The organism is Desulforamulus putei DSM 12395, assembly GCF_900129195.1.
GTDB lineage: Bacteria > Bacillota > Desulfotomaculia > Desulfotomaculales > Desulfotomaculaceae > Desulfotomaculum > Desulfotomaculum putei.
The window spans coordinates 1-18,043 of record NZ_FQUY01000018.1; the positions used below are offsets into that span (position 1 = coordinate 1).

An 18,043-nucleotide genomic window follows, 5' to 3' on the forward strand; every position below is an offset into this window, starting at 1 on the left:
AGTACACCGCAATCTACGAATGTTCAACACGATAATATCACCGGATGGTTTGATCGATTTGCGTAGACGGCTTCCGATTACCCTTAACTCTCTGCCACAACAAGGGCAAGGGACTATTTCCGCACCCCTAACAGAAAACGCCATTTACAGGATTCTCAACCAGCGAAAAATCTGATACAATGATCATACTTGTTAGGTGGACATCTCTAGTGATACTGTTGGCGCAGTACCACGCACTACAGAGATGTCCTTTTCCTTTCTTTAAGTTATGGTCATTATATCCATCTATTTCTGGACAGGCAATACCGTCAGCTTCTGGGCTTTTTAACTCAGCCCCAACAGTAAGATTTTAGCCATATAATATCTTATAGGAAGCATAATAACTTTTTCCCGGAGGTGAAGAGAATGTTTACCAAACACTGGATGCTGCGTGAAGTAGCTCACTGCAAAGAAGGTTGTTCTAGATAGTCCTGGACAAGACGTTAAACTGTCCCCAGATGAGGAATGGTAAAGGGTCCGCCCCGGGTTCGGGAGCGGACCCTTTAAACTTATGCAGAATTAATTTAACAAAGGATTTTTCCAAAACAATGCTCTGCCCGGCGGAATTTACCTTCCCCCTTCGTGTTCCTTTTAATTTTGCCAGCTTCCCCGGAAATCTTCGCCATTTCGCCATTCCCAGAGTCTGTCGGCAGCAAACCCCGACCGGGGTTTCGATTACCGTCAACCAGCGGCGGTGCCGGGAGTACCACTGCAACAAGGGGTATTTTTATGCTTGTCGGGATAAGACAGATTCTGCTCAGGCTGTAATCCTAACAAGCGAATACCGTTGAGGGTGACCAGCAGTGTGGTACCCATATCCGCTAGGATGGCCAGCCAGAGGGTGAGCCAGCCGGGGAATACCAGGAGTACAGCCAGCATTTTGATGCCGATGGAAAAGAAAATATTTTGTTTAATCACCTGTCTGGCCGCTCTGCCCATACGAACAGCAAAGGGTAGCTTGCTTAAATCATCTCCCATCAAAACCACATCTGCGGTTTCCAGGGCGGTATCGTTGCCTGCGCCACCCATGGCAATGCCTGTATTTGCCGCTGCCAGGGCAGGGGCGTCGTTGATACCGTCGCCCACCATGCCAATGAAACCGGTTTTATCCCGCAATTCTTTGACAGCCAAAACTTTGTCCTGGGGCAGCAGGTTTGCCTGAAAGGAATCTATTCCTGTTTGATGAGCAATGGAACGGGCGGTTTCCTGATGATCCCCAGTTAACATAGCCAGTGGTGAAATACCAAGTTTCTTAAGGGCTGCCAGGGTACCGGCGGCTTGCGGACGGACACTGTCCGCCAGTGCAATGCAGCCAGCCACGGTTCCATCTATAGCAACCATAACAACCGTATGGCCTTCTCTTTGCAGGCAGGATAATTTTTCCTGCCAGGGGCCCATGGCAATGCCCTGTTGCTCAAGCAAACGGGGGCTGCCCAGAAAAATTTCATGTCCTTCTACCATTGCTCTGGCGCCAAGACCGGTAAAGGATTTGAAGTTTTCCGCCGGCGGCAGGTACCCGTTCTCTGAGGTGGCCCTGGCCTTGCGAAGTATGGCTTTGGCCAGGGGGTGCTCCGAATGATGCTCTACGGCGGCGGCCAGGGTCAATAACCTGTCTTTGGAGATGCCCGGGGAAGAAAAAATTTGCGTGACCTCCGGTGTCCCGGTGGTCAGGGTGCCGGTTTTATCGAAGGCCAGCGCTTTCAGTTGTCCCAGGGTTTCCAAATGAATGCCTCCCTTGATTAGCACACCGTGCCGGGCGCTGCCGCCGATGGCCGAGACGATGGCCACCGGTGTGGAAACCACCAGAGCGCAGGGGCAGGCTACCACCAGTAATGCCAGGCCCCTGTAGATCCAAGGTTCCCAAGGTTGTGCCAGTACCAAAGGAGGAACGGTGACAAGCAGTGCTGCCAGGACCATGACCACCGGCGTGTAAACCGCTGCAAAGCGGTCCACAAAGGTTTGGGAGGGCGCCCTTTGGGCCTGGGCTTCTTCTACCAGATGAATGATCCGGGACAGGGTGGTGTCCTTCACCGGCCTGGTCACCTTCACCTTCAGGCTGCCTTCGCCGTTCATTGTGCCGGCAAATACTTCATCGCCGGGTTGGCGGTCCACCGGCACCGACTCCCCGGTGATAGCCGACTGATTAATTGACGAAGTACCGGATAAAATGATGCCGTCCAGGGCAATTTTTTCACCGGGTCGGATCACCAAAATGTCACCTGCGGCAATTTCGCCCACGGGCAGTCTCATTTCCTGATTGTCCCGAATGACCACGGCCGATTCCGGCGCCAGCCTCATCAACCGGCGGATGGAGTTGCGGGCTTTATCCATGGTATAGGACTCCAGCGCTTCGCTTACCGAGAACAGGAAAGCCACCGTGGCCCCTTCACTCCATTCCCCGATGAGAATGGCCCCGGTAACCGCCACGCCCATGAGTACATTCATATCCAGGCGAAAGCGACTGAGGGACAAAAGCGCCTTGCGGCCCACCGCAAAACCGCCTGCGGCAATGCAGGCCAGGTACAAGGTCCTGGCCGCCGTTTCCGTTTCCAGGACATAATCCAGGCACCAGCCCAGAGCTAATAATAAACCTGCTATGGCGCTGGTTATGGCCCAGCGGTTTTTCGTCCAAAAGTTTGCTCCGGTCTGTTCTTTATACTCACCGGCCGGGATGGCCTTGACACCGTCCCGTCTGGCCTCGTTAATAACAGCGTCTGCCGACATATCACCGTGAACGGTCAGTTTGGCGGCGGTAAAATTTAATTTGGCTTCCTGTACGCCGGGCAGAGAAGCAATCTGACGCTCCAGTTTTGCCGCGCAGTCGGCGCAGGACAGGCCTTCCAGACGAAATTCCAGAACAGCGCCGTTACCCATTGTGTCTTTCCTCCTTCATATGATCAAAGGCAGCGTTGATGATTTGAGAAACATGGTGGTCATCAATGTTGTAGTAAATGAATTTTCCCTCTTTACGGCTCCTGGCCAGCCCCATAGTTCGCAAAATGCGCAGATGATGAGAAACCGCCGGCAAGGTGCAGCCGGTCAACTCCGCTATATCACATACACATAATTCCTGCCGGGCCAGGGCATAAATAATTTTTACCCTGGTCTCATCTGACAGGGCCTTAAACAACGGCGCCAGTTTAGCAGCTTCTTCCATAACTGGTTTGAGACCGGCAATTTTTTCGTTGTGCACACAATATTCCTGACAGCGTTCATTGTGCATGCCATTCACCACCCATAAACATTTAAGCAAGTGTTTAATTGTAGTATATAACACCGGGTTTCACCTGTCACTACATTTTTTCGAAAAGAAGTGGTCACAATAAGGTTAATGGTTTAATGATGGTCATTGTTTGTCAATTTATTTAAAGATTGACATACGAACAAACTCAGGAATATAATGGACTTAATTAAAAATGAGTAAGACCTTCAGGGATAGGTGTAATTCCTTACCGGCGGTATGGCCTTGGCCGAGCCCGCGAGCCCCTCGGGGCAGATCCGGTGAGAAGCCGGAGCCGACAGTGAAAGTCTGGATGGGAGAAGGTTCATGCAAGCCTGGCAAAAATGTCTTTTTGTTAGGTCTTTGTCCTTTTGCCCTTTTGCCCTTTTGCCCTGGAGTTTTCCGGGGTTTTACTTTTTCTGTTTGGGAGATGACGTTATTGAACCAGGACAGACATTACATGCGGATGGCCCTTGAGCTGGCAGCCAAAGCTAGGGGGCGCACCAGTCCCAACCCCATGGTGGGGGCGGTTGTGGTGAAGGATGGCGAGGTGGTTGGCAAGGGGTTTCATGCCAGGGCAGGCAGCGCCCATGCAGAAGTGGTGGCGCTGGCCGATGCCGGGGAAAAGGCCAGGGGCGCCACCGTCTATGTCACGTTGGAACCCTGCTGCCACCACGGCAGGACCGGTCCCTGCACCGAGGCATTGCTAAAGGCCGGGGTCAAAAGAGTTGTGGCGGCCATGACCGATCCCAATCCCCTGGTGGCCGGTAAGGGTCTGGCTGTTTTAAGAGAAGCAGGGGTGGAAGTTCAATCCGGCCTGCTGCAAGAAGAAGCCCTTCGCCTGAATGAAGTCTTTATTAAATATATCACCACCAAACGGCCCTTTGTGGTACTGAAGGCTGCCACCAGCCTGGATGGAAAAATTGCCACCGCGGCCGGGGAATCCAAATGGATTACCGGCCATGCAGCCAGGGAGTACGGACACCGTTTAAGGGACATTTATGATGCCATCCTGGTGGGCGTTAACACCATTTTGGCGGACGATCCTTCCCTGACGGCTCGGCTGCCGGAGGGCAGGGGAAAGGACCCCGTTCGGATTATCGTCGACAGCGCCGCCCGCACTCCCACCGCGGCGAAGGTACTCACCCAGTTATCCGCCGCCCATACCATCATCGCCACCACCGAAAGGGCGCCGGTGGAACGCAGGGCCAGTTTAATGGCTGCCGGGGCAGAAGTGATGGTGGTCCCCGGAGAAGGCTCCCGGGTCGATTTTGTCAAACTGATGGAAATGCTGGGTGAAAAAGAGATTACCAGCGTGTTAATTGAGGGCGGCGGCCAGGTGAACGGCGCTGCCCTGGCTGCCGGCATCGTGGATAAGGTGGCCTGGTTCCTGGCCCCCAAAATCATCGGCGGGGATGCGGCGCCCGGACCGGTGAGAGGAGAAGGAATTGCGTCTCTTCAGGACGCCATAAAACTATATGATGTGTCCGTGGAAAGGTTGGGAGAGGATATTTTGGTCACAGGATATACCTCGGAAAGGGGTGGCAGACTATCTTTACCGGAATAGTTGAGGAAATCGGCACCATCAAGGGCATCTCCAGGGGCCCGGATTCCGCCAAACTGCACATTCTCGGTTCTAAGGTGCTGGAGGATGTAAAGATTGGCGACAGCATCGCGGTAAACGGCGTCTGCCTCACCGTTACCGCCTTTGGGGACGGGGTCTTTACAGCGGATGTCATGGCGGAAACCCTGGCCAAGACCAATTTGAGGGATCTGCGGCCGGGCAGCAAAGTAAATTTGGAGCGGGCCCTGCGGCTGGGTGACCGGCTGGGCGGCCACCTGGTGTCCGGCCACGTGGACGGGGTCGGAACCATCGCCGGACTGGAGAAGCATGATATCGCCACGCTGGTTACCATTAAAGCGCCACCCCAGGTGATGAAATATATCATAAAAAAGGGGTCGGTGGCCATCGATGGCACCAGCCTGACAGTGGTAGATTTTCATCAGGAAAAGTTTCGGGTTTCCCTGATACCCCATACGGCCCAGGCCACTGTGCTGGGAAGTAAAAAAATCGGGGATACCGTCAATCTGGAAGCCGATATTTTAGGTAAATATATTGAACGCCTGCTGCAAGCCCGGGAGGAGCAGCCCGCCCAAAACAGCAAGCTAAGCCCGGAATTTTTATCCGCCCATGGATTTTTATAAGGAGGGACAGGCTATGACATTCAAGTTTAATACCATAGAAGAGGCCATTGAAGATATTCGGGCCGGCAAGATGATTGTGGTGGTGGACGACGAAGACAGGGAAAACGAGGGCGACCTGGTGATGGCCGCGGAAAAGGTCACCGCCGAAGCCATTAATTTTATGGCCACCTATGGCCGCGGATTAATCTGTATGCCCATTTACGGCGAACGGCTGGATGAATTAAACTTACCGGCCATGGTGACCAACAACACCGATCCCCACGGCACTGCCTTTACCGTCTCGGTGGATGCCAAAGAGTGCACCACCGGTATTTCCGCTGTTGAAAGGGCATTAACCATTCAGAAAATTTTAGATCCCCGTACCAAACCCGAAGATTTGCGCCGCCCGGGACACATCTTCCCCCTGCGGGCCAAAGAGGGCGGGGTCCTGGTAAGGTCCGGCCATACAGAGGCCGCGGTGGACCTGGCCAGACTGGCCGGCCTGAAATCCGCCGGTGTCATTTGTGAGATTATGAAGGACGACGGAACCATGGCCAGGGTGCCGGAGTTGATTGAGTTTTGCAAAACTCATAATTTGAAAATAGTCACCATTGCGGATCTCATTAAATATCGCCGGCATCATGAAAAGTTCGTAAGAAGAGTGGAATCTGCCAAAATGCCCACTAAGTATGGCGATTTTATTGCCATCGGTTATGAAAGCTTAATTGACGGCAAAGGGCATATTGCCCTGGTGAAAGGGGATCTTTCCAGCGTTGAAGCTCCCCTGGTAAGGGTACACTCCGAATGTCTGACAGGCGATGTCTTTGGTTCCTGCCGCTGTGACTGTGGGGATCAGCTGGCCCGGGCCTTGCAGGCCATTGAGAAGGAAGGTGTGGGTGTACTTCTGTACATGAGACAGGAGGGACGGGGCATTGGTCTCATGAACAAGATCAGAGCCTATAAACTGCAGGATATGGGGGCCGATACTGTAGAAGCCAACCTGGCTCTGGGTTTCCCGGCCGACCTCAGGGACTACGGCATCGGCGCTCAGATTTTGGCCGACCTGGGCCTGAAAAAAATCCGTTTACTGACCAATAACCCCCGCAAGATTGCAGGGTTGGAAGGGTACGGGCTGGAAGTGGTGGACCGGGTACCCATTGAAATCCCGGCCGGCAAGGCCAACAAAAAATACCTAAGCACCAAAAAATGCAAACTGGGGCACCTGCTCACCCTGGATGAAAGGGCCCAAAAACCGGTAAACGAATAAAGATGCAATTTAGTAAACATACAGGAGGACGAATTTATGCCGAGAGTTTTTGAAGGACATTTGCTGGGACAGGGGTTAAAATTTGGTATCGTGGTGGGACGTTTTAACGAATTTATCACCAACAAATTGCTAAGCGGTGCACTGGACGCTTTAAAACGCCACGGGGTAGAGGACCAGGATATTGACATCGCCTGGGTTCCCGGCGCCTTTGAAATCCCCCTGGTGGCTAAGAAAATGGCAACACTTGGCCGTTATGACGGGGTGATTTGCCTGGGAGCCATCATCCGGGGCGCCACACCGCACTTCGATTATGTGGCGGCGGAGGTCTCCAAAGGGGTTGCCAAGGTTGGGCTGGATGCCGGTTTACCCGTTATTTTCGGCGTTCTAACTGTGGATACCATTGAACAAGCCATTGAACGGGCCGGTACCAAAGCCGGTAACAAGGGCTGGGAAGCCGCCAACACCGCCATTGAAATGGCCAACCTGATGAAAACATTTCCAAAAGGGGTCTGACCCCTTTTGGAAATGTTTGTTAAAATAAAAAACGGCCCGAGGCCGTTTTAGGAACTGTTTTTTTAGAGAGGGTGCAACTAGATAGCCCGCTGAACTTTTCCGCTCCGGAGACAACGGGTGCAAACCATAATCCGCTTGGGGGAACCGTCTACGATGGCTTTTACCCTTTGTAAGTTGGGGCTCCAGGTCCGCTTGGTCCGGATATGGGAGTGGCTTAACTTAATGCCAACGGTAACACCTTTGTCACAAATCGCGCACTTGGCCATTGTTACACCTCCTTTAACGACAATAACCCTATGTCACAAAGTATACTCCAATAATCTCACTAGGTTAGTATACCACAAATAAAACCAAAATCAAACGAAAATTTATGAATTCTTGCTACCCATGGAAATTGTGCCCATGCTATAATGGAACATATGTTTTGAAACTGGTGATTGTGAATGGCAGACTTGAACAAACCGGTACAATTCCTTAAAGGGGTAGGACCCCGGAGGGCCAAACAACTGGAACGAATGGGCATCTTCACCCTTTGGGATCTGCTTTACCACTTCCCAAGGGAATACCAGGACAGAAGCATCATACGCCCGGTTCATACCTTTGCCCACGGAGATATTGCCACCGTAAAGGGAACGGTGCTAGCCAGTCAGGAAACTAAGCCCCGACGGGGTTTAATCATTACCAAACTGGTCCTTCAGGAAGGCGGCGGTACCTTTTATGCCGTGTGGTTCAATCAGCCCTACATTCGTAAACAGTACCCTCCGGGCAAAAAGCTACTCATTACTGGCAAAGTAGACAGGGGGTTCGGGGTGCCGCAGGTACACGTCACCGATCATGAAGTTCTCGAGGGAGATGAAGGGCTGCACAGCGGCAGGATCGTACCCATTTACCCCTTGTCCGAAAATATCAGTCAGCGTTTCCTGCGGACCCTCTTGAAAACAACCCTGGATCAAATCGGTTCCCAGGTACAAGAATTTTTGCCGGATGGCTTGCTGGACCGCTATAATCTGCCCTGCCTGCCGGAGGCCCTGCAGGAGATTCATTTTCCTCATAATACCTCTTCCTGTGAAAGGGCGAGAAAAAGATTTATTCTGGAAGAATTGTTCCTGTTCCAGTTGGGATTGGGCTTACAAAGGAACCGTAACATTAAAAAAGCCAAAAAACATAAATATATGAAGGAATCCTTAACCGGTATGCTGTTAAAAAACCTCCCGTTCCGCTTAACGCCTGCCCAGCAAAGGGTCTGGCAGGAAATTGAGTCGGACCTTGTCGGTCCCTACCCCATGAACCGCCTGCTGCAGGGGGATGTGGGAGCGGGTAAAACTGTGGTGGCGGCCCTGGCCCTTTGTAAAGCTGCCGGTTCCGGCCTGCAGAGCGCCCTGATGGCTCCTACCGAACTGCTGGCTGAACAACATGCCAAAAGCATCATGGGTCTTCTAACCCCCCTAGGCATTCGGGTGGCCCTGCTGACCGGAAGCACCCGGCGGGGCAGGAAACAACTTCTGGAGGGGGTGGCCGGCGGGGAAATACAGGTGGTGATCGGTACCCATGCCCTCATTCAAGGAGAAGTCGAATTTAAGAACCTGGCCCTGGTGGTGGTGGATGAGCAGCACCGCTTTGGTGTTCGCCAGCGGGCAGCCCTGCAGGACAAAGGAATTACACCGGATGTGCTGGTGATGACCGCCACACCCATTCCCCGGACCCTGGCCCTAACCCTGTACGGCGATCTGGATGTCTCCGTTATTGATCAGATGCCGCCTGGCAGGCAAAGCATCAAAACCCACCTGCTCAGCCTAGCCCAGGCGGGCAAGGCCGTGGGACTGATCAAACAACAGGCGGACCAGGGCCGTCAGGCCTATGTGGTGTGCCCTCTGGTGGAAGAATCGGAGAAAATTGATACCCAGGCTGCCATTGAATTGTATGAAAGGTTGAAAAAAGCGCTGTCGGGGTATACCGTGGGTCTGCTGCACGGCAGAATGAAGTCTACGGACAAGGAAACCGTCATGGATGGCTTTCGCCGGGGGGACATCGATGTGCTGGTTTCCACCACCGTCATTGAGGTGGGGGTGGATGTGCCCAATGCCACGGTCATGGTCATTTGGGACGCCCAGAGATTTGGGCTGGCCCAGTTGCACCAGTTAAGGGGCAGAGTGGGCCGGGGCAGCCACCAGTCTTACTGCATTATGGTAGGGGACCCCGTCACCAGGGAGGCCAAGGAGCGTCTGGCGGCCATGTGCCGTACCCAGGACGGTTTTGCGCTGGCGGAGGAAGACCTGAAACTCCGGGGCCCCGGTGAATTTTTCGGCACCCGCCAGTCCGGGCTGCCCGATTTCAAAATGGCCAATCTGGTGCGGGACAGCCGGGAAATTGAACAAGCCAAAAGGGAAGCGGAACGTTTGCTGAAGGAGGACCCCTATTTACTGCAACCGCAAAACAAGCTGCTTTTTGAGCAGTTTGCCCGGCGTTTCCCCGATTTCATAAAATACAGCGATGTAAGTTAAGGCGTGGCAGAAAAACCACGCCTTTTTTGTTAGAATTTGCTTGTTATGCCGGGAAGTCTTGGACAAACAATAAGTTCGAGGAGTGATGACCGTGCCAAAAAACAAAAATGAGAAGGATCTCCTGTTGAAGCAAAGGGCCAATGATGAAATCCGGTTTGAAGTGGGACAGGAAATCGGTTTTGTGGACGAGGGCAATAAAATTGGCTTGACCCAGCCCACCACCGGCGCGGATTCCCTGACCAAAACGGACCACGGCAATTATGCCGCAATTTAATCCTGGAATTTAGGTATCAGTGCAAATACTGACTGTATTCATCAGCGGCTATGGACGGGTGCAGGGCCAGGGAAATACCCCCGGCAATGATTTTTGCGGTATTCTCAATCAACGTATCAATTTCCTTGGGCGTCACCATCAACTGGGCGGATGTATAGGGCTGCAGGACGGCGTTGACGATGGGTTGAATGGCTTCGGAATTCATAAATTGATAAATTCCTTGTAAATTAGGATTGTTTTTGGTTTGTTCAGCCAGGCGGTCCAGCGTTTCACCGGCAATGATGGCGGCCGGCACAACGGTGGGAACCCCGATGGCAATGACGGGCACACCCATGGACTCTTTATTGATACCGGCCCGCTTGTTTCCCACCCCTGAGCCGGGTGCGATACCCGTATCGGCCAGTTGAATGGTGGTGCCGATCCGTTCCACCGACCGGGAAGCCAGGGCGTCAACTGCGATAATTAGTTCGGGCTTTATTCTGTCCACCACACCTTTAATGATCTCGGCCGTTTCAATGCCGGTCAAGCCTAAAACTCCCGGGGAGAGGGCGCTGACTGAACGCATGCCGCCTCTGATTTCTTCCGGGGCATAATTGTACATATGACGGGTCACCAGGGTCATGCCCACCACTTTGGGGCCCAAGGCATCAGGGGTGGCGTTCCAGTTGCCCAGGCCAACTACCAGCACATTGGCGTGTTCAGGTAGATTAAATAAGGAAGAGAGCTGACGTGCAAAGACTTCTACAATCTCCTGGTGGACATGGCGGTTGTTTTCACGAATTGCAGGGGCTTCAATGGTGATGTAGGTTCCCCGGGGTTTGCCCATTATTTGTTCTGCATACTCCTCTTCTATGTGAACAATGGTAACGGTTGCATTGGAGTATGTTTCTTTGTCCATCCGGCAGCCTGGGATTTCCTGGCCCGTTTGGCCCCGGATCACTTCCCTGGCCTCCACGGCCAGATCCAGACTGATATTGTTGCTTTTATAGAAGTTGAGATCCATACAAAACCTCCTTGACTTTTAAAAAGACATTGCCTATATCCTGTTCTTTCCATGAGCAATTTATGCAAAACCTGTCTCAAATGTAAAAAAATCGATTTTTTTCATACATTATGCTATAATAATGAAAGTTAGCAACCAAGACCAGTTAAGGAAGGGAATCTCAGGATTGCGAATCATTGCCGGTTCTGCCAGGGGAAGAAATTTAAAAAGCCCCAGAGGGATGTCCACCAGACCTACTGCTGACAGGGTCAGGGAGGCCCTTTTTAATATTCTGTCCCCTCTGGTACCGGGCAGCCGTTTTTTGGATTTATTCAGCGGCACCGGCGCTGTGGCCATCGAAGCCCTCAGCCGTGGTGCGGAAAAAGCTGTACTGGTGGAAAAGGACCGCAATACCGCCAGGATTATTTACCACAACCTGAGGCTGTGCGGTATGCTTGATAACGCAGAAATTCTTACTATGGATGTCGGTAAGGGTATCCAGGTTCTGGGCCAAAGAAAAGAAACTTTTGATTTAATTTTTATTGACCCTCCCTATAAAAAAGGGTTTGAGAGACCCACCATGGAAAAGGTTTTACAACAGGAACTCCTCGCCGCCGGTGGCATACTGGTGGTGGAAAGCGATAGGGCAGACCTGCCGCCGGATCAGGTAGAAGGTTTGAAGGCATACCGGCGGGAGCGGTATGGAGATACAGCACTGACATTTTATAGGTTTGACATCTAAGGGGGAAAAGGAATGCGAATTGGTATCTATCCCGGTAGTTTCGACCCTGTCACCAACGGGCATCTGGATATTATCGAGCGGTCTGCCGGGCTCTTTGACCGACTGATTGTAGCAGTGGCCAGGAACCCACAAAAGATTAAACCCCTTTTTACGGTGGACGAGCGGGTTCAAATATTAGAATCTGTGTTAGATAAATACCCCAATATTATTGTGGACTCCTACGACGGTTTGACGGTCAACTATGCTTTGAAACAGGGGGCCAATGCCATTGTACGGGGGCTGCGGGCCATCACTGATTTTGAGAGTGAATTTGTTTTTGCCCTCACCAACAAGAAATTGGCGCCGCAATTAGAAACGGTCTATCTGATGACCCGGGCGGAATACTCTTTCATCAGTTCATCCACAGTGAAGGAAGTGGCCTCTTATAACGGCTGTTTAAGCGCAATGGTGCCGGATCTGGTGGCTGTAAAACTAAAGGAAAAATATGGTTATGGTAAATAATTAAGGAGGGGTAGAATTGTGGAGCTCTTTAATATCCTGAATGAGCTGGAGGAACTCATTGAGGAGAGCCCCAAGGTGCCTATGACCAGGCGGGTCATGGTAGACGAGAATAGGGTTCTGGACTACCTGGACCGCATTCGCACCTCGCTTCCCGAAGAAGTTCGCCAGGCAAAGTGGCTGGTGAAAGAAAGGGATAAGGTACTCTCTGAATCCAAAAAAGAAGCCCAACGGATGTTGGAGGATGTGGCCCGTGAAATTGAACAGCGGGCCGAAGATCACGAAATAGTTAAGAAGGCCGAAAAAATAGCCCAGGAGACCATTAAAAAGGCGGAAGATGTATCTGCCCAGATTCGCCAGGGCGCCCGGGAATACGCAGATGAAATCCTGCAGTCCCTGGAAGAAAAACTAAGTAAAATGCTGCAAGAAATTCAACAGGGCAGAAATGAATTAAGAAAGTAGTTAATTAGTTAACCGGAGAAGCACTCCGGTTTTTGCTTTAAAGGGGTCAGACCCCTAAAGGAAATAAATTCCAAAAGGGGTCTGACCCCGGACTTTATTTCAGGCTGTTTAAAATACCTTGCCAGTCACAATAACGTTCCACATTTTCAACGGCTTTGTTAATGCTTTCTTTATTATTTGGGGTAATCCGGCCGGAAAGTTCACTGAGTTTTTCGATGGCGGTGTAAGTATCGTAATGAACCAGCAGCACCGGCACGCCCTTTTCCATGGCCCGGCTGATGACCTTTACGTCGGGATAAAGACCGCCCGTCAGGACAATGGCGGAAGTGCTGGTTTCCAGGGCTGCCAGGGCCATATCCGCCCGGTCGCCGCCGGTGATAAAGATTTTGTTGTTGGAGCGCCGTAGATAACCCAGTGCGCTTTCGATGGTCATGGCGCCCACCATTATGTCTTCCACCAGCAGGTCCAGGTTTCTCTCGCCGGTTAACAGCTCCCCGCCCAGCAGTTCATGTACCTGGGCAACCGAAGGGGAGGATAATTCCCTTACCCTGGGAACGATGCCCAGGGTGCGAAAACCAAGATTGTCCAGCAAAGGTTTATAGACCCCTTCAATTTTTGCTTGAATGGGCCTGGGAACATGGGTAAAAATGTTTCCCAGCACCGGTACGCCCTTGTATTGGAGGTACTGGTTGAAGAACACAGACTGGTCCAGGCTGTAGTCGTTTTTTACATTTATCAAATACAACACGCCGGCGCCAAGTTCCGACGCCAGGGAAGGTGCATCCAGGCCAATGGTGCCCATAATATGGGGGAAAATGGCACTGTCAATGATCACCAGGTCGGCATGGCGCGCAATTTCCTGGTAAGCCCTTTTGATGGTTGCCAGCATTTCAGCGGAACGGTTGCCCCGGGAGAGGTAAAAGGGACTGGCCATGGTCGGCGCAATGACCTCAAGAGGCGCTGCCATATCTAATAATTCTTTCATTAATACGGCGTCTTCATCGGCTTTGCCGGTTACAGTGGAAGTTCCTACAGGTTTAAAGTAAGACACCCTGAGTCCTTCCTGTTTAAACTTTAATGACAATCCTACTGCCATGGCTGTTTTACCACTGCCTGCGGAACCCATAATATACAGGTTTTTCACTGGTAACACCTCACCTATTGAAATATTTAAAGCGTGCCTACAGTTCGATGGTGATTTTGATATCCAAGGCCGAGTACCCGTCGGGATAAGCGAATACCGGGTTGATGTCCATTTCACTGATCTCTTCAAAGTCTAAAATCAACTTGGCCGCCCGGGCTACCATATCGATGAGGCTCATCATATCCGCCGGTTGTTCACCGCGGTAGCCGCGGAGCAAGGTAGAGGCTTTGGTTTCTGCAATCATGGCGGCGATTTCAGCGTGGGTAATTCCCTTGGCCAGGCGGAAGGATACATCCTTTAACAGGTTTACGTAAATGCCGCCCAAGCCGAAGGCGATCAAGGGGCCAAACTGCATGTCCCGGGTCATACCGACAATCAATTCCGTACCCTTTGGCATCATTTTGCTGACTTCAATGCCGTAGGGAACAACGTTAGGCAAATATCGCTGCACGTTTTCCAAAATCTCAATGAACCCGTTGCGGACATCTTCGGCGTTGTTCAAACCAATCTTAACGCCGCCCACATCGGTTTTGTGCATGATCTTGGGGGAAGCTACCTTCAGTACCACCGGATATCCTATGGATTCAGCCAGGGCAACCGCTTCCTCCGGCGATATAGCAAGCTTTACGGGAGCGGCAGAAATTCCATAGGCTTCCGCCACGGCGGCGGCTTCACTGCCCAGCAGGACACTGCGGCGGTCACGGATTACATCATAGAAAATGGCTTTCACTTTATCGGGGTTGATATCGTCATACCGGATTTCTTCTCCTTCAACCCGGCTTTCCATGCGGCGCACATAATTCACCATACCGGCAATGGAACGGATGGCCGGTTCCGGGAAGGTAAAGACCGGAATCTTAGCCCGGGTTAAAATTTTAACACCTTTGGCTAAAGTCATCCCACCCATATAAGCTGTTAAAAGTGGTTTTTCGGGGTATTTTCGGTGCAGCTCGATAATCCTTTGGGCAATATTTTCCGGGTCGGTGACGGCGGTGGGACAAACCAAAACAACCACACTGTCCACATGGGGGTCCTTTAAGACAGCTTCCAGGGCAAAGGCGTAACGATCGGCCCTGGCGTCCCCGATTACATCCACCGGGTTATATATATTGGCTTCCGCAGGCAGGTTGGCCCGCAGGGCGTCCAACGTTTCCTTGTCAAAGCGCGCCATGGTCAAACGGGCCTCTTCAATGGCATCCGAGGCCACAATGCCAGGTCCTCCGGCATTGGTGACAATGGCCACACGATCTCCCTTGGGCAGGGGCTGGTAAGAAAAGCAGGTGGCCAGGTCAAACAACTCTGTCATGCTACGGGCCCGCAAAATGCCAGCCTGGGTAAAGGCCGTTTCATAGGCCAGGTCGCTGCCGGCCAGGGCGCCGGTATGTGAAGAGGCGGCCAGGGCGCCGGCTTGACTGGTGCCGGACTTCAATACAATGACCGGTTTTTTTCTGGCGGCCCGGCTGGCTGCCTCCAGGAAATACTTGCCGTTATGTACATCTTCGATATAGCAGAGGATCACTTTGGTGAACGGGTCGTCCGCCATGGCATCGATAAAATCCGCTTCGTTCAGGTCTGCCTTGTTTCCCAGGCTGATGACCCGGCTAAAGCCAAGGCCGATGGACTTTGCCCAGTCCATAATGGAAACCAGCATGGCCCCGCTTTGGGAAATAAAGGCGATATCCCCTTGCACAGGAAAACCGGCAGCAAAGGAGGTGTTAATGGGGATATGGGTGTCCATAATTCCTACACAATTGGGACCCACCATGCGAATGCCGTATTTTTTACAAATAAACAGAAGTTTTTTCTCCAATTCCAGTCCTTCCGGACCCACTTCCTTAAAGCCCGCTGTGATTACCACGGCATACTTGATCCCCGTCTTGCCGCACTCTTCCATCACATCGGGGCAGAATTTGGCCGGCACGCAAACAACGGCCAGGTCAATCTTGTCCGGCGCCTGACTGACGCTGCTGTAGCAGGGTAACCCTTCTATTTCTGTTTCTTTGGGGTTAATGGGAAAAATCTTACCGGCAAAACCGCTTTCAATGATATTTTTAACAATCACATTGCCGATTTTACCCGGTTTGTTGGACGCCCCGATAATGGCCACGGACTTCACATTAAACAAGGGTGTTAAGTCTGCCATTGCTTTCACCTTCCCTACACATAAATCCCACATAAACTTCTTCCCAAACAGAACAGGCTGGTTATGTAAATATGATGTAGTTTTTTCCACGGCAGAGCCCCCAATACCTTTTTTCAATAAAAAATTAAATGACTAACGGCAAAAAATTTTACCCAGCCGCCACAAAATCTGCAGGGAAAAGCCAAACAGGGTTAATAACACAATAGAGACAACCATACCCAGGAAAGAAATGGCGACCATGGCAAGGAAAGGGTAAGAATAGAAATCAAACACCGGCGCCAATGCCGGTAAAACCGGCGTGGCACCCGATCCTTCGGGGTTATAAAATAAAAAGGTAAAAAAAGCAGCCAGGGCCCCATGGGCCATGCGTGTTACCACAAACAACCCCATGCGGATATCGGTTTTGGCGATCATGCTGGCCACCTGGGCGTGGATAGAAAGCCCGCTCCACCCCAGGATCATGGCCACCGCCATGAGGCGCTGCAATTCCGGAGCGGCTGCTTCGGAGGCCAGTTTGGTGCCGATGGTCATTTCAAACACCCCGCTGGCCAGGGCCGTTAAGATGTCCGGTGACAACCCCATAGGAATTAACACTGCACCCAGCCAAGAGGCCAGTAAATCAATGACCCCGGCATAACTGAGCAGCCTGATAATGACCGCAAATAAAATGATAAAACCACCGATATGCAAAAGCTTGGTCACCGAGGATGCCACCGCCTCACCCAGCAGTTGGCCGACGGGCTGCCTTTCCTGAGGATTTTGCTGCAGCAGCACCTGGAAAGCTTGCCTGAGGGACCAGGCAGCAGGGGGGAGGCTGTTGGCATGAGGTTCATGGCGCCGGTAAAAGCGTAATAATAAACCCAACAGGATATTAGCCAGGTAATGGGAGCCGGCAATTACCACCCCCAGGTCGGGCCGTCCGAACATGCCCACGGCCACGGCGGTCAGCATGAACAGCGGGCTGGAATTGTTGGTAAAGCTAATTAAACGTTCGGCCTCCACACGGCTACATAAACCCTGCTGCCTGAGTTTGGCGGTAACCATGCTGCCAATGGGAAAGCCGCTGGTAAAACCAATTACCATCACAAAGGCTCCCGCCCCCGGCACATTAAAAAGCGGTCGCATCACGGGTTCCAGCAAAGCACCCATAAATCGCACCAGGCCCAGCTTCATCAAAATTTCAGAGGCAATGAAAAAGGGCAGCAGGGAGGGGAAAACAATGTTCCACCAGGCCTGCAGCCCGTTGATGGAACCGTCGTAAACAATTTTCGGCTGGAGCACCATCCCCAGCACAAAACACAACGCCAGAGCCAACCAGACAAGAGAAAGGGCATCTTGTTTGCGCAGCCCCACGGTAAGCCGGTTTTTTTTCGGCAGCAAAACCATCACCCCATGCATAGGATTAGACAAGTCCCTAACAATATATATAAATGGAAAACCTTGACTTTAGACCAGGTCCGGGGAGTTGCGCGATATACAGGATTTTTCCTTGACAAATAAGGACCTGCTTTATATAATGAATTTTGTTAAATATTGAGGTGACTTTGAACCAGTGAAAATTAACATCCTGAACATGAAGAACGCACCCGGCGACAAACTTTCGTTTAGCTTCAGCAAGGAATTGGAGGCCTTGGAAGTAGGCGGTCAAATATTTACTTTTGTAACGCCGGTGGAAGCCGCCGGAGAGGTGGTTAATCGAAATCAACTTTTTCATGTCAAAGGAGTGACCCGGGCAACGGTCTCCACCAACTGTGCCAACTGCCTGGAACCCTTTGAGTTAAACCTGCGGGGTTCTCTGGAAGAAGTATACACCAGGATGGATGATGATTTTACCAATGATCCTGATTCGGAGATGATTGGGTTCAACGGGGATGTTATTGATGTTGAACCTGAAGTTATCAAATCACTCCTGTTAGAAATTCCCATGCGCTTGGTTTGTTCACCCGACTGCCGGGGTCTGTGTCAGCAGTGCGGCAGCAACTTGAATGTTCAACCATGTAATTGCCAAGTTGAGGACATTGACCCAAGGTTGGCGGTTCTTAAAAATTACAACAATAATAAGTTTTGACTTTTT

At 51.6% G+C, this 18,043-nt stretch carries 18 protein-coding genes and 1 riboswitch; of the genes, 10 read left to right on the forward strand and 8 right to left on the reverse strand.

Features of this window, described 5'->3' with window-relative positions:
- The 3 genes from BUB67_RS16945 to BUB67_RS11290 all read right to left on the reverse strand — a co-directional run.
- Positions 1–144, reverse strand: a 144-nt coding sequence (locus BUB67_RS16945; protein ID WP_238457037.1) for a DUF6431 domain-containing protein, incomplete at its 3' end; no start/stop codon positions are given.
- Positions 145–720: 576 nt separating this feature from the next.
- Positions 721–2,913: a heavy metal translocating P-type ATPase gene (locus BUB67_RS11285; protein ID WP_073239533.1), complete on the reverse strand. Its 2,193-nt coding sequence runs from the start codon at positions 2,911–2,913 to the stop codon at positions 721–723.
- Positions 2,906–3,262, reverse strand: a complete 357-nt coding sequence (locus BUB67_RS11290) for an ArsR/SmtB family transcription factor (RefSeq protein ID WP_073239534.1) — start codon at positions 3,260–3,262, stop codon at positions 2,906–2,908. The genes BUB67_RS11285 and BUB67_RS11290 overlap by 8 nt, the downstream gene beginning before the upstream one ends.
- Positions 3,263–3,460: 198 nt before the next feature.
- Positions 3,461–3,588: riboswitch (FMN riboswitch) on the forward strand.
- Between the two features lie 110 nt (positions 3,589–3,698).
- Here BUB67_RS11290 and ribD point away from each other — a divergent pair.
- Genes ribD through ribH form a run of 4 tightly spaced genes read left to right on the forward strand, consistent with a single transcriptional unit; the run spans position 3,699 to position 7,223 of the window.
- Positions 3,699–4,826 carry a bifunctional diaminohydroxyphosphoribosylaminopyrimidine deaminase/5-amino-6-(5-phosphoribosylamino)uracil reductase RibD gene (gene ribD / locus BUB67_RS11295; protein ID WP_073239535.1) on the forward strand — a complete coding sequence of 376 codons (1,128 nt, stop codon included), beginning with the start codon at positions 3,699–3,701 and terminating at the stop codon, positions 4,824–4,826.
- Positions 4,811–5,464 carry a riboflavin synthase gene (locus BUB67_RS11300; protein WP_073239536.1) on the forward strand — a complete coding sequence of 218 codons (654 nt, stop codon included), beginning with the start codon at positions 4,811–4,813 and terminating at the stop codon, positions 5,462–5,464. Before ribD ends, BUB67_RS11300 begins: the two co-directional genes overlap by 16 nt.
- A gap of 13 nt (positions 5,465–5,477) precedes the next feature.
- A complete protein-coding gene (locus BUB67_RS11305) occupies positions 5,478–6,710 on the forward strand; it encodes a bifunctional 3,4-dihydroxy-2-butanone-4-phosphate synthase/GTP cyclohydrolase II (RefSeq protein WP_073239537.1) in 1,233 nt (410 codons plus the stop codon).
- 36 nt (positions 6,711–6,746) lie between these two features.
- Positions 6,747–7,223, forward strand: coding sequence for a 6,7-dimethyl-8-ribityllumazine synthase (ribH, locus tag BUB67_RS11310; RefSeq protein ID WP_073239538.1), 477 nt, complete (start codon positions 6,747–6,749; stop codon positions 7,221–7,223).
- A 77-nt stretch (positions 7,224–7,300) separates the two neighbouring features.
- On the opposite strand, the gene rpmB is transcribed toward ribH, so the two are convergent.
- A complete protein-coding gene (rpmB, locus tag BUB67_RS11315; protein ID WP_073239539.1) occupies positions 7,301–7,489 on the reverse strand; it encodes a 50S ribosomal protein L28 in 189 nt (62 codons plus the stop codon).
- A gap of 177 nt (positions 7,490–7,666) precedes the next feature.
- Here rpmB and recG point away from each other — a divergent pair, with 177 nt between their 5' ends.
- A complete protein-coding gene (gene recG, locus BUB67_RS11320) occupies positions 7,667–9,724 on the forward strand; it encodes an ATP-dependent DNA helicase RecG (RefSeq protein WP_073239540.1) in 2,058 nt (685 codons plus the stop codon).
- Positions 9,725–9,815: 91 nt separating this feature from the next.
- The gene (locus tag BUB67_RS11325; protein ID WP_238457036.1) at positions 9,816–9,998 is read left to right on the forward strand and encodes a hypothetical protein; all 183 of its coding nucleotides are present in this window, start codon (positions 9,816–9,818) and stop codon (positions 9,996–9,998) included.
- A 16-nt stretch (positions 9,999–10,014) separates the two neighbouring features.
- On the opposite strand, the gene gpr is transcribed toward BUB67_RS11325, so the two are convergent.
- Complete coding sequence (gene gpr / locus BUB67_RS11330) at positions 10,015–11,001, reverse strand: GPR endopeptidase (RefSeq protein WP_073239542.1); 987 nt, start codon at positions 10,999–11,001, stop codon at positions 10,015–10,017.
- A 121-nt stretch (positions 11,002–11,122) separates the two neighbouring features.
- Between gpr and rsmD the strand changes: the two genes are divergently transcribed.
- From rsmD to BUB67_RS11345, 3 genes are read left to right on the forward strand one after another with little or no spacing between them, the layout of a single operon-like run.
- Positions 11,123–11,722, forward strand: coding sequence for a 16S rRNA (guanine(966)-N(2))-methyltransferase RsmD (rsmD, locus tag BUB67_RS11335; protein ID WP_274377241.1), 600 nt, complete (start codon positions 11,123–11,125; stop codon positions 11,720–11,722).
- A 12-nt stretch (positions 11,723–11,734) separates the two neighbouring features.
- On the forward strand, positions 11,735–12,223 hold the full coding sequence (gene coaD, locus BUB67_RS11340) for a pantetheine-phosphate adenylyltransferase (RefSeq protein WP_073239544.1): 489 nt from the start codon (positions 11,735–11,737) through the stop codon (positions 12,221–12,223).
- An 18-nt stretch (positions 12,224–12,241) separates the two neighbouring features.
- Complete coding sequence (locus tag BUB67_RS11345; RefSeq protein ID WP_073239545.1) at positions 12,242–12,682, forward strand: ATPase; 441 nt, start codon at positions 12,242–12,244, stop codon at positions 12,680–12,682.
- A gap of 94 nt (positions 12,683–12,776) precedes the next feature.
- On the opposite strand, the gene BUB67_RS11350 is transcribed toward BUB67_RS11345, so the two are convergent.
- The 3 genes from BUB67_RS11350 to ylbJ form a co-directional block, all read right to left on the reverse strand.
- Complete coding sequence (locus tag BUB67_RS11350; RefSeq protein WP_073239546.1) at positions 12,777–13,826, reverse strand: phosphotransacetylase family protein; 1,050 nt, start codon at positions 13,824–13,826, stop codon at positions 12,777–12,779.
- A gap of 37 nt (positions 13,827–13,863) precedes the next feature.
- The gene (gene acs / locus BUB67_RS11355) at positions 13,864–15,969 is read right to left on the reverse strand and encodes an acetate--CoA ligase alpha subunit (RefSeq protein ID WP_073239596.1); all 2,106 of its coding nucleotides are present in this window, start codon (positions 15,967–15,969) and stop codon (positions 13,864–13,866) included.
- Positions 15,970–16,101: 132 nt separating this feature from the next.
- Positions 16,102–17,355 (reverse strand): sporulation integral membrane protein YlbJ, encoded by a 1,254-nt coding sequence (gene ylbJ / locus BUB67_RS11360; protein ID WP_073239547.1) that lies wholly within the window; start codon positions 17,353–17,355, stop codon positions 16,102–16,104.
- Between the two features lie 166 nt (positions 17,356–17,521).
- Between ylbJ and BUB67_RS11365 the strand changes: the two genes are divergently transcribed.
- Positions 17,522–18,037 carry a YceD family protein gene (locus tag BUB67_RS11365; protein ID WP_073239548.1) on the forward strand — a complete coding sequence of 172 codons (516 nt, stop codon included), beginning with the start codon at positions 17,522–17,524 and terminating at the stop codon, positions 18,035–18,037.
- Positions 18,038–18,043: the final 6 nt, after the last annotated feature.

Bases quoted from the DNA above. Each gene is read 5' to 3' on its own strand.
- BUB67_RS11285 (WP_073239533.1), bottom strand. From the start codon at position 2,913: ATGGGTAACGGCGCTGTTCTGGAATTTCGTCTGGAAGGCCTGTCCTGC.
- BUB67_RS11290 (WP_073239534.1), bottom strand. From the start codon at position 3,262: ATGCACAATGAACGCTGTCAGGAATATTGTGTGCACAACGAAAAAATT.
- BUB67_RS11305 (WP_073239537.1), top strand. From the start codon at position 5,478: ATGACATTCAAGTTTAATACCATAGAAGAGGCCATTGAAGATATTCGG.
- ribH (WP_073239538.1), top strand. From the start codon at position 6,747: ATGCCGAGAGTTTTTGAAGGACATTTGCTGGGACAGGGGTTAAAATTT.
- rpmB (WP_073239539.1), bottom strand. From the start codon at position 7,489: ATGGCCAAGTGCGCGATTTGTGACAAAGGTGTTACCGTTGGCATTAAG.
- recG (WP_073239540.1), top strand. From the start codon at position 7,667: ATGGCAGACTTGAACAAACCGGTACAATTCCTTAAAGGGGTAGGACCC.
- gpr (WP_073239542.1), bottom strand. From the start codon at position 11,001: ATGGATCTCAACTTCTATAAAAGCAACAATATCAGTCTGGATCTGGCC.
- rsmD (WP_274377241.1), top strand. From the start codon at position 11,123: ATGAAAGTTAGCAACCAAGACCAGTTAAGGAAGGGAATCTCAGGATTG.
- coaD (WP_073239544.1), top strand. From the start codon at position 11,735: ATGCGAATTGGTATCTATCCCGGTAGTTTCGACCCTGTCACCAACGGG.
- acs (WP_073239596.1), bottom strand. From the start codon at position 15,969: ATGGCAGACTTAACACCCTTGTTTAATGTGAAGTCCGTGGCCATTATC.
- ylbJ (WP_073239547.1), bottom strand. From the start codon at position 17,355: ATGGTTTTGCTGCCGAAAAAAAACCGGCTTACCGTGGGGCTGCGCAAA.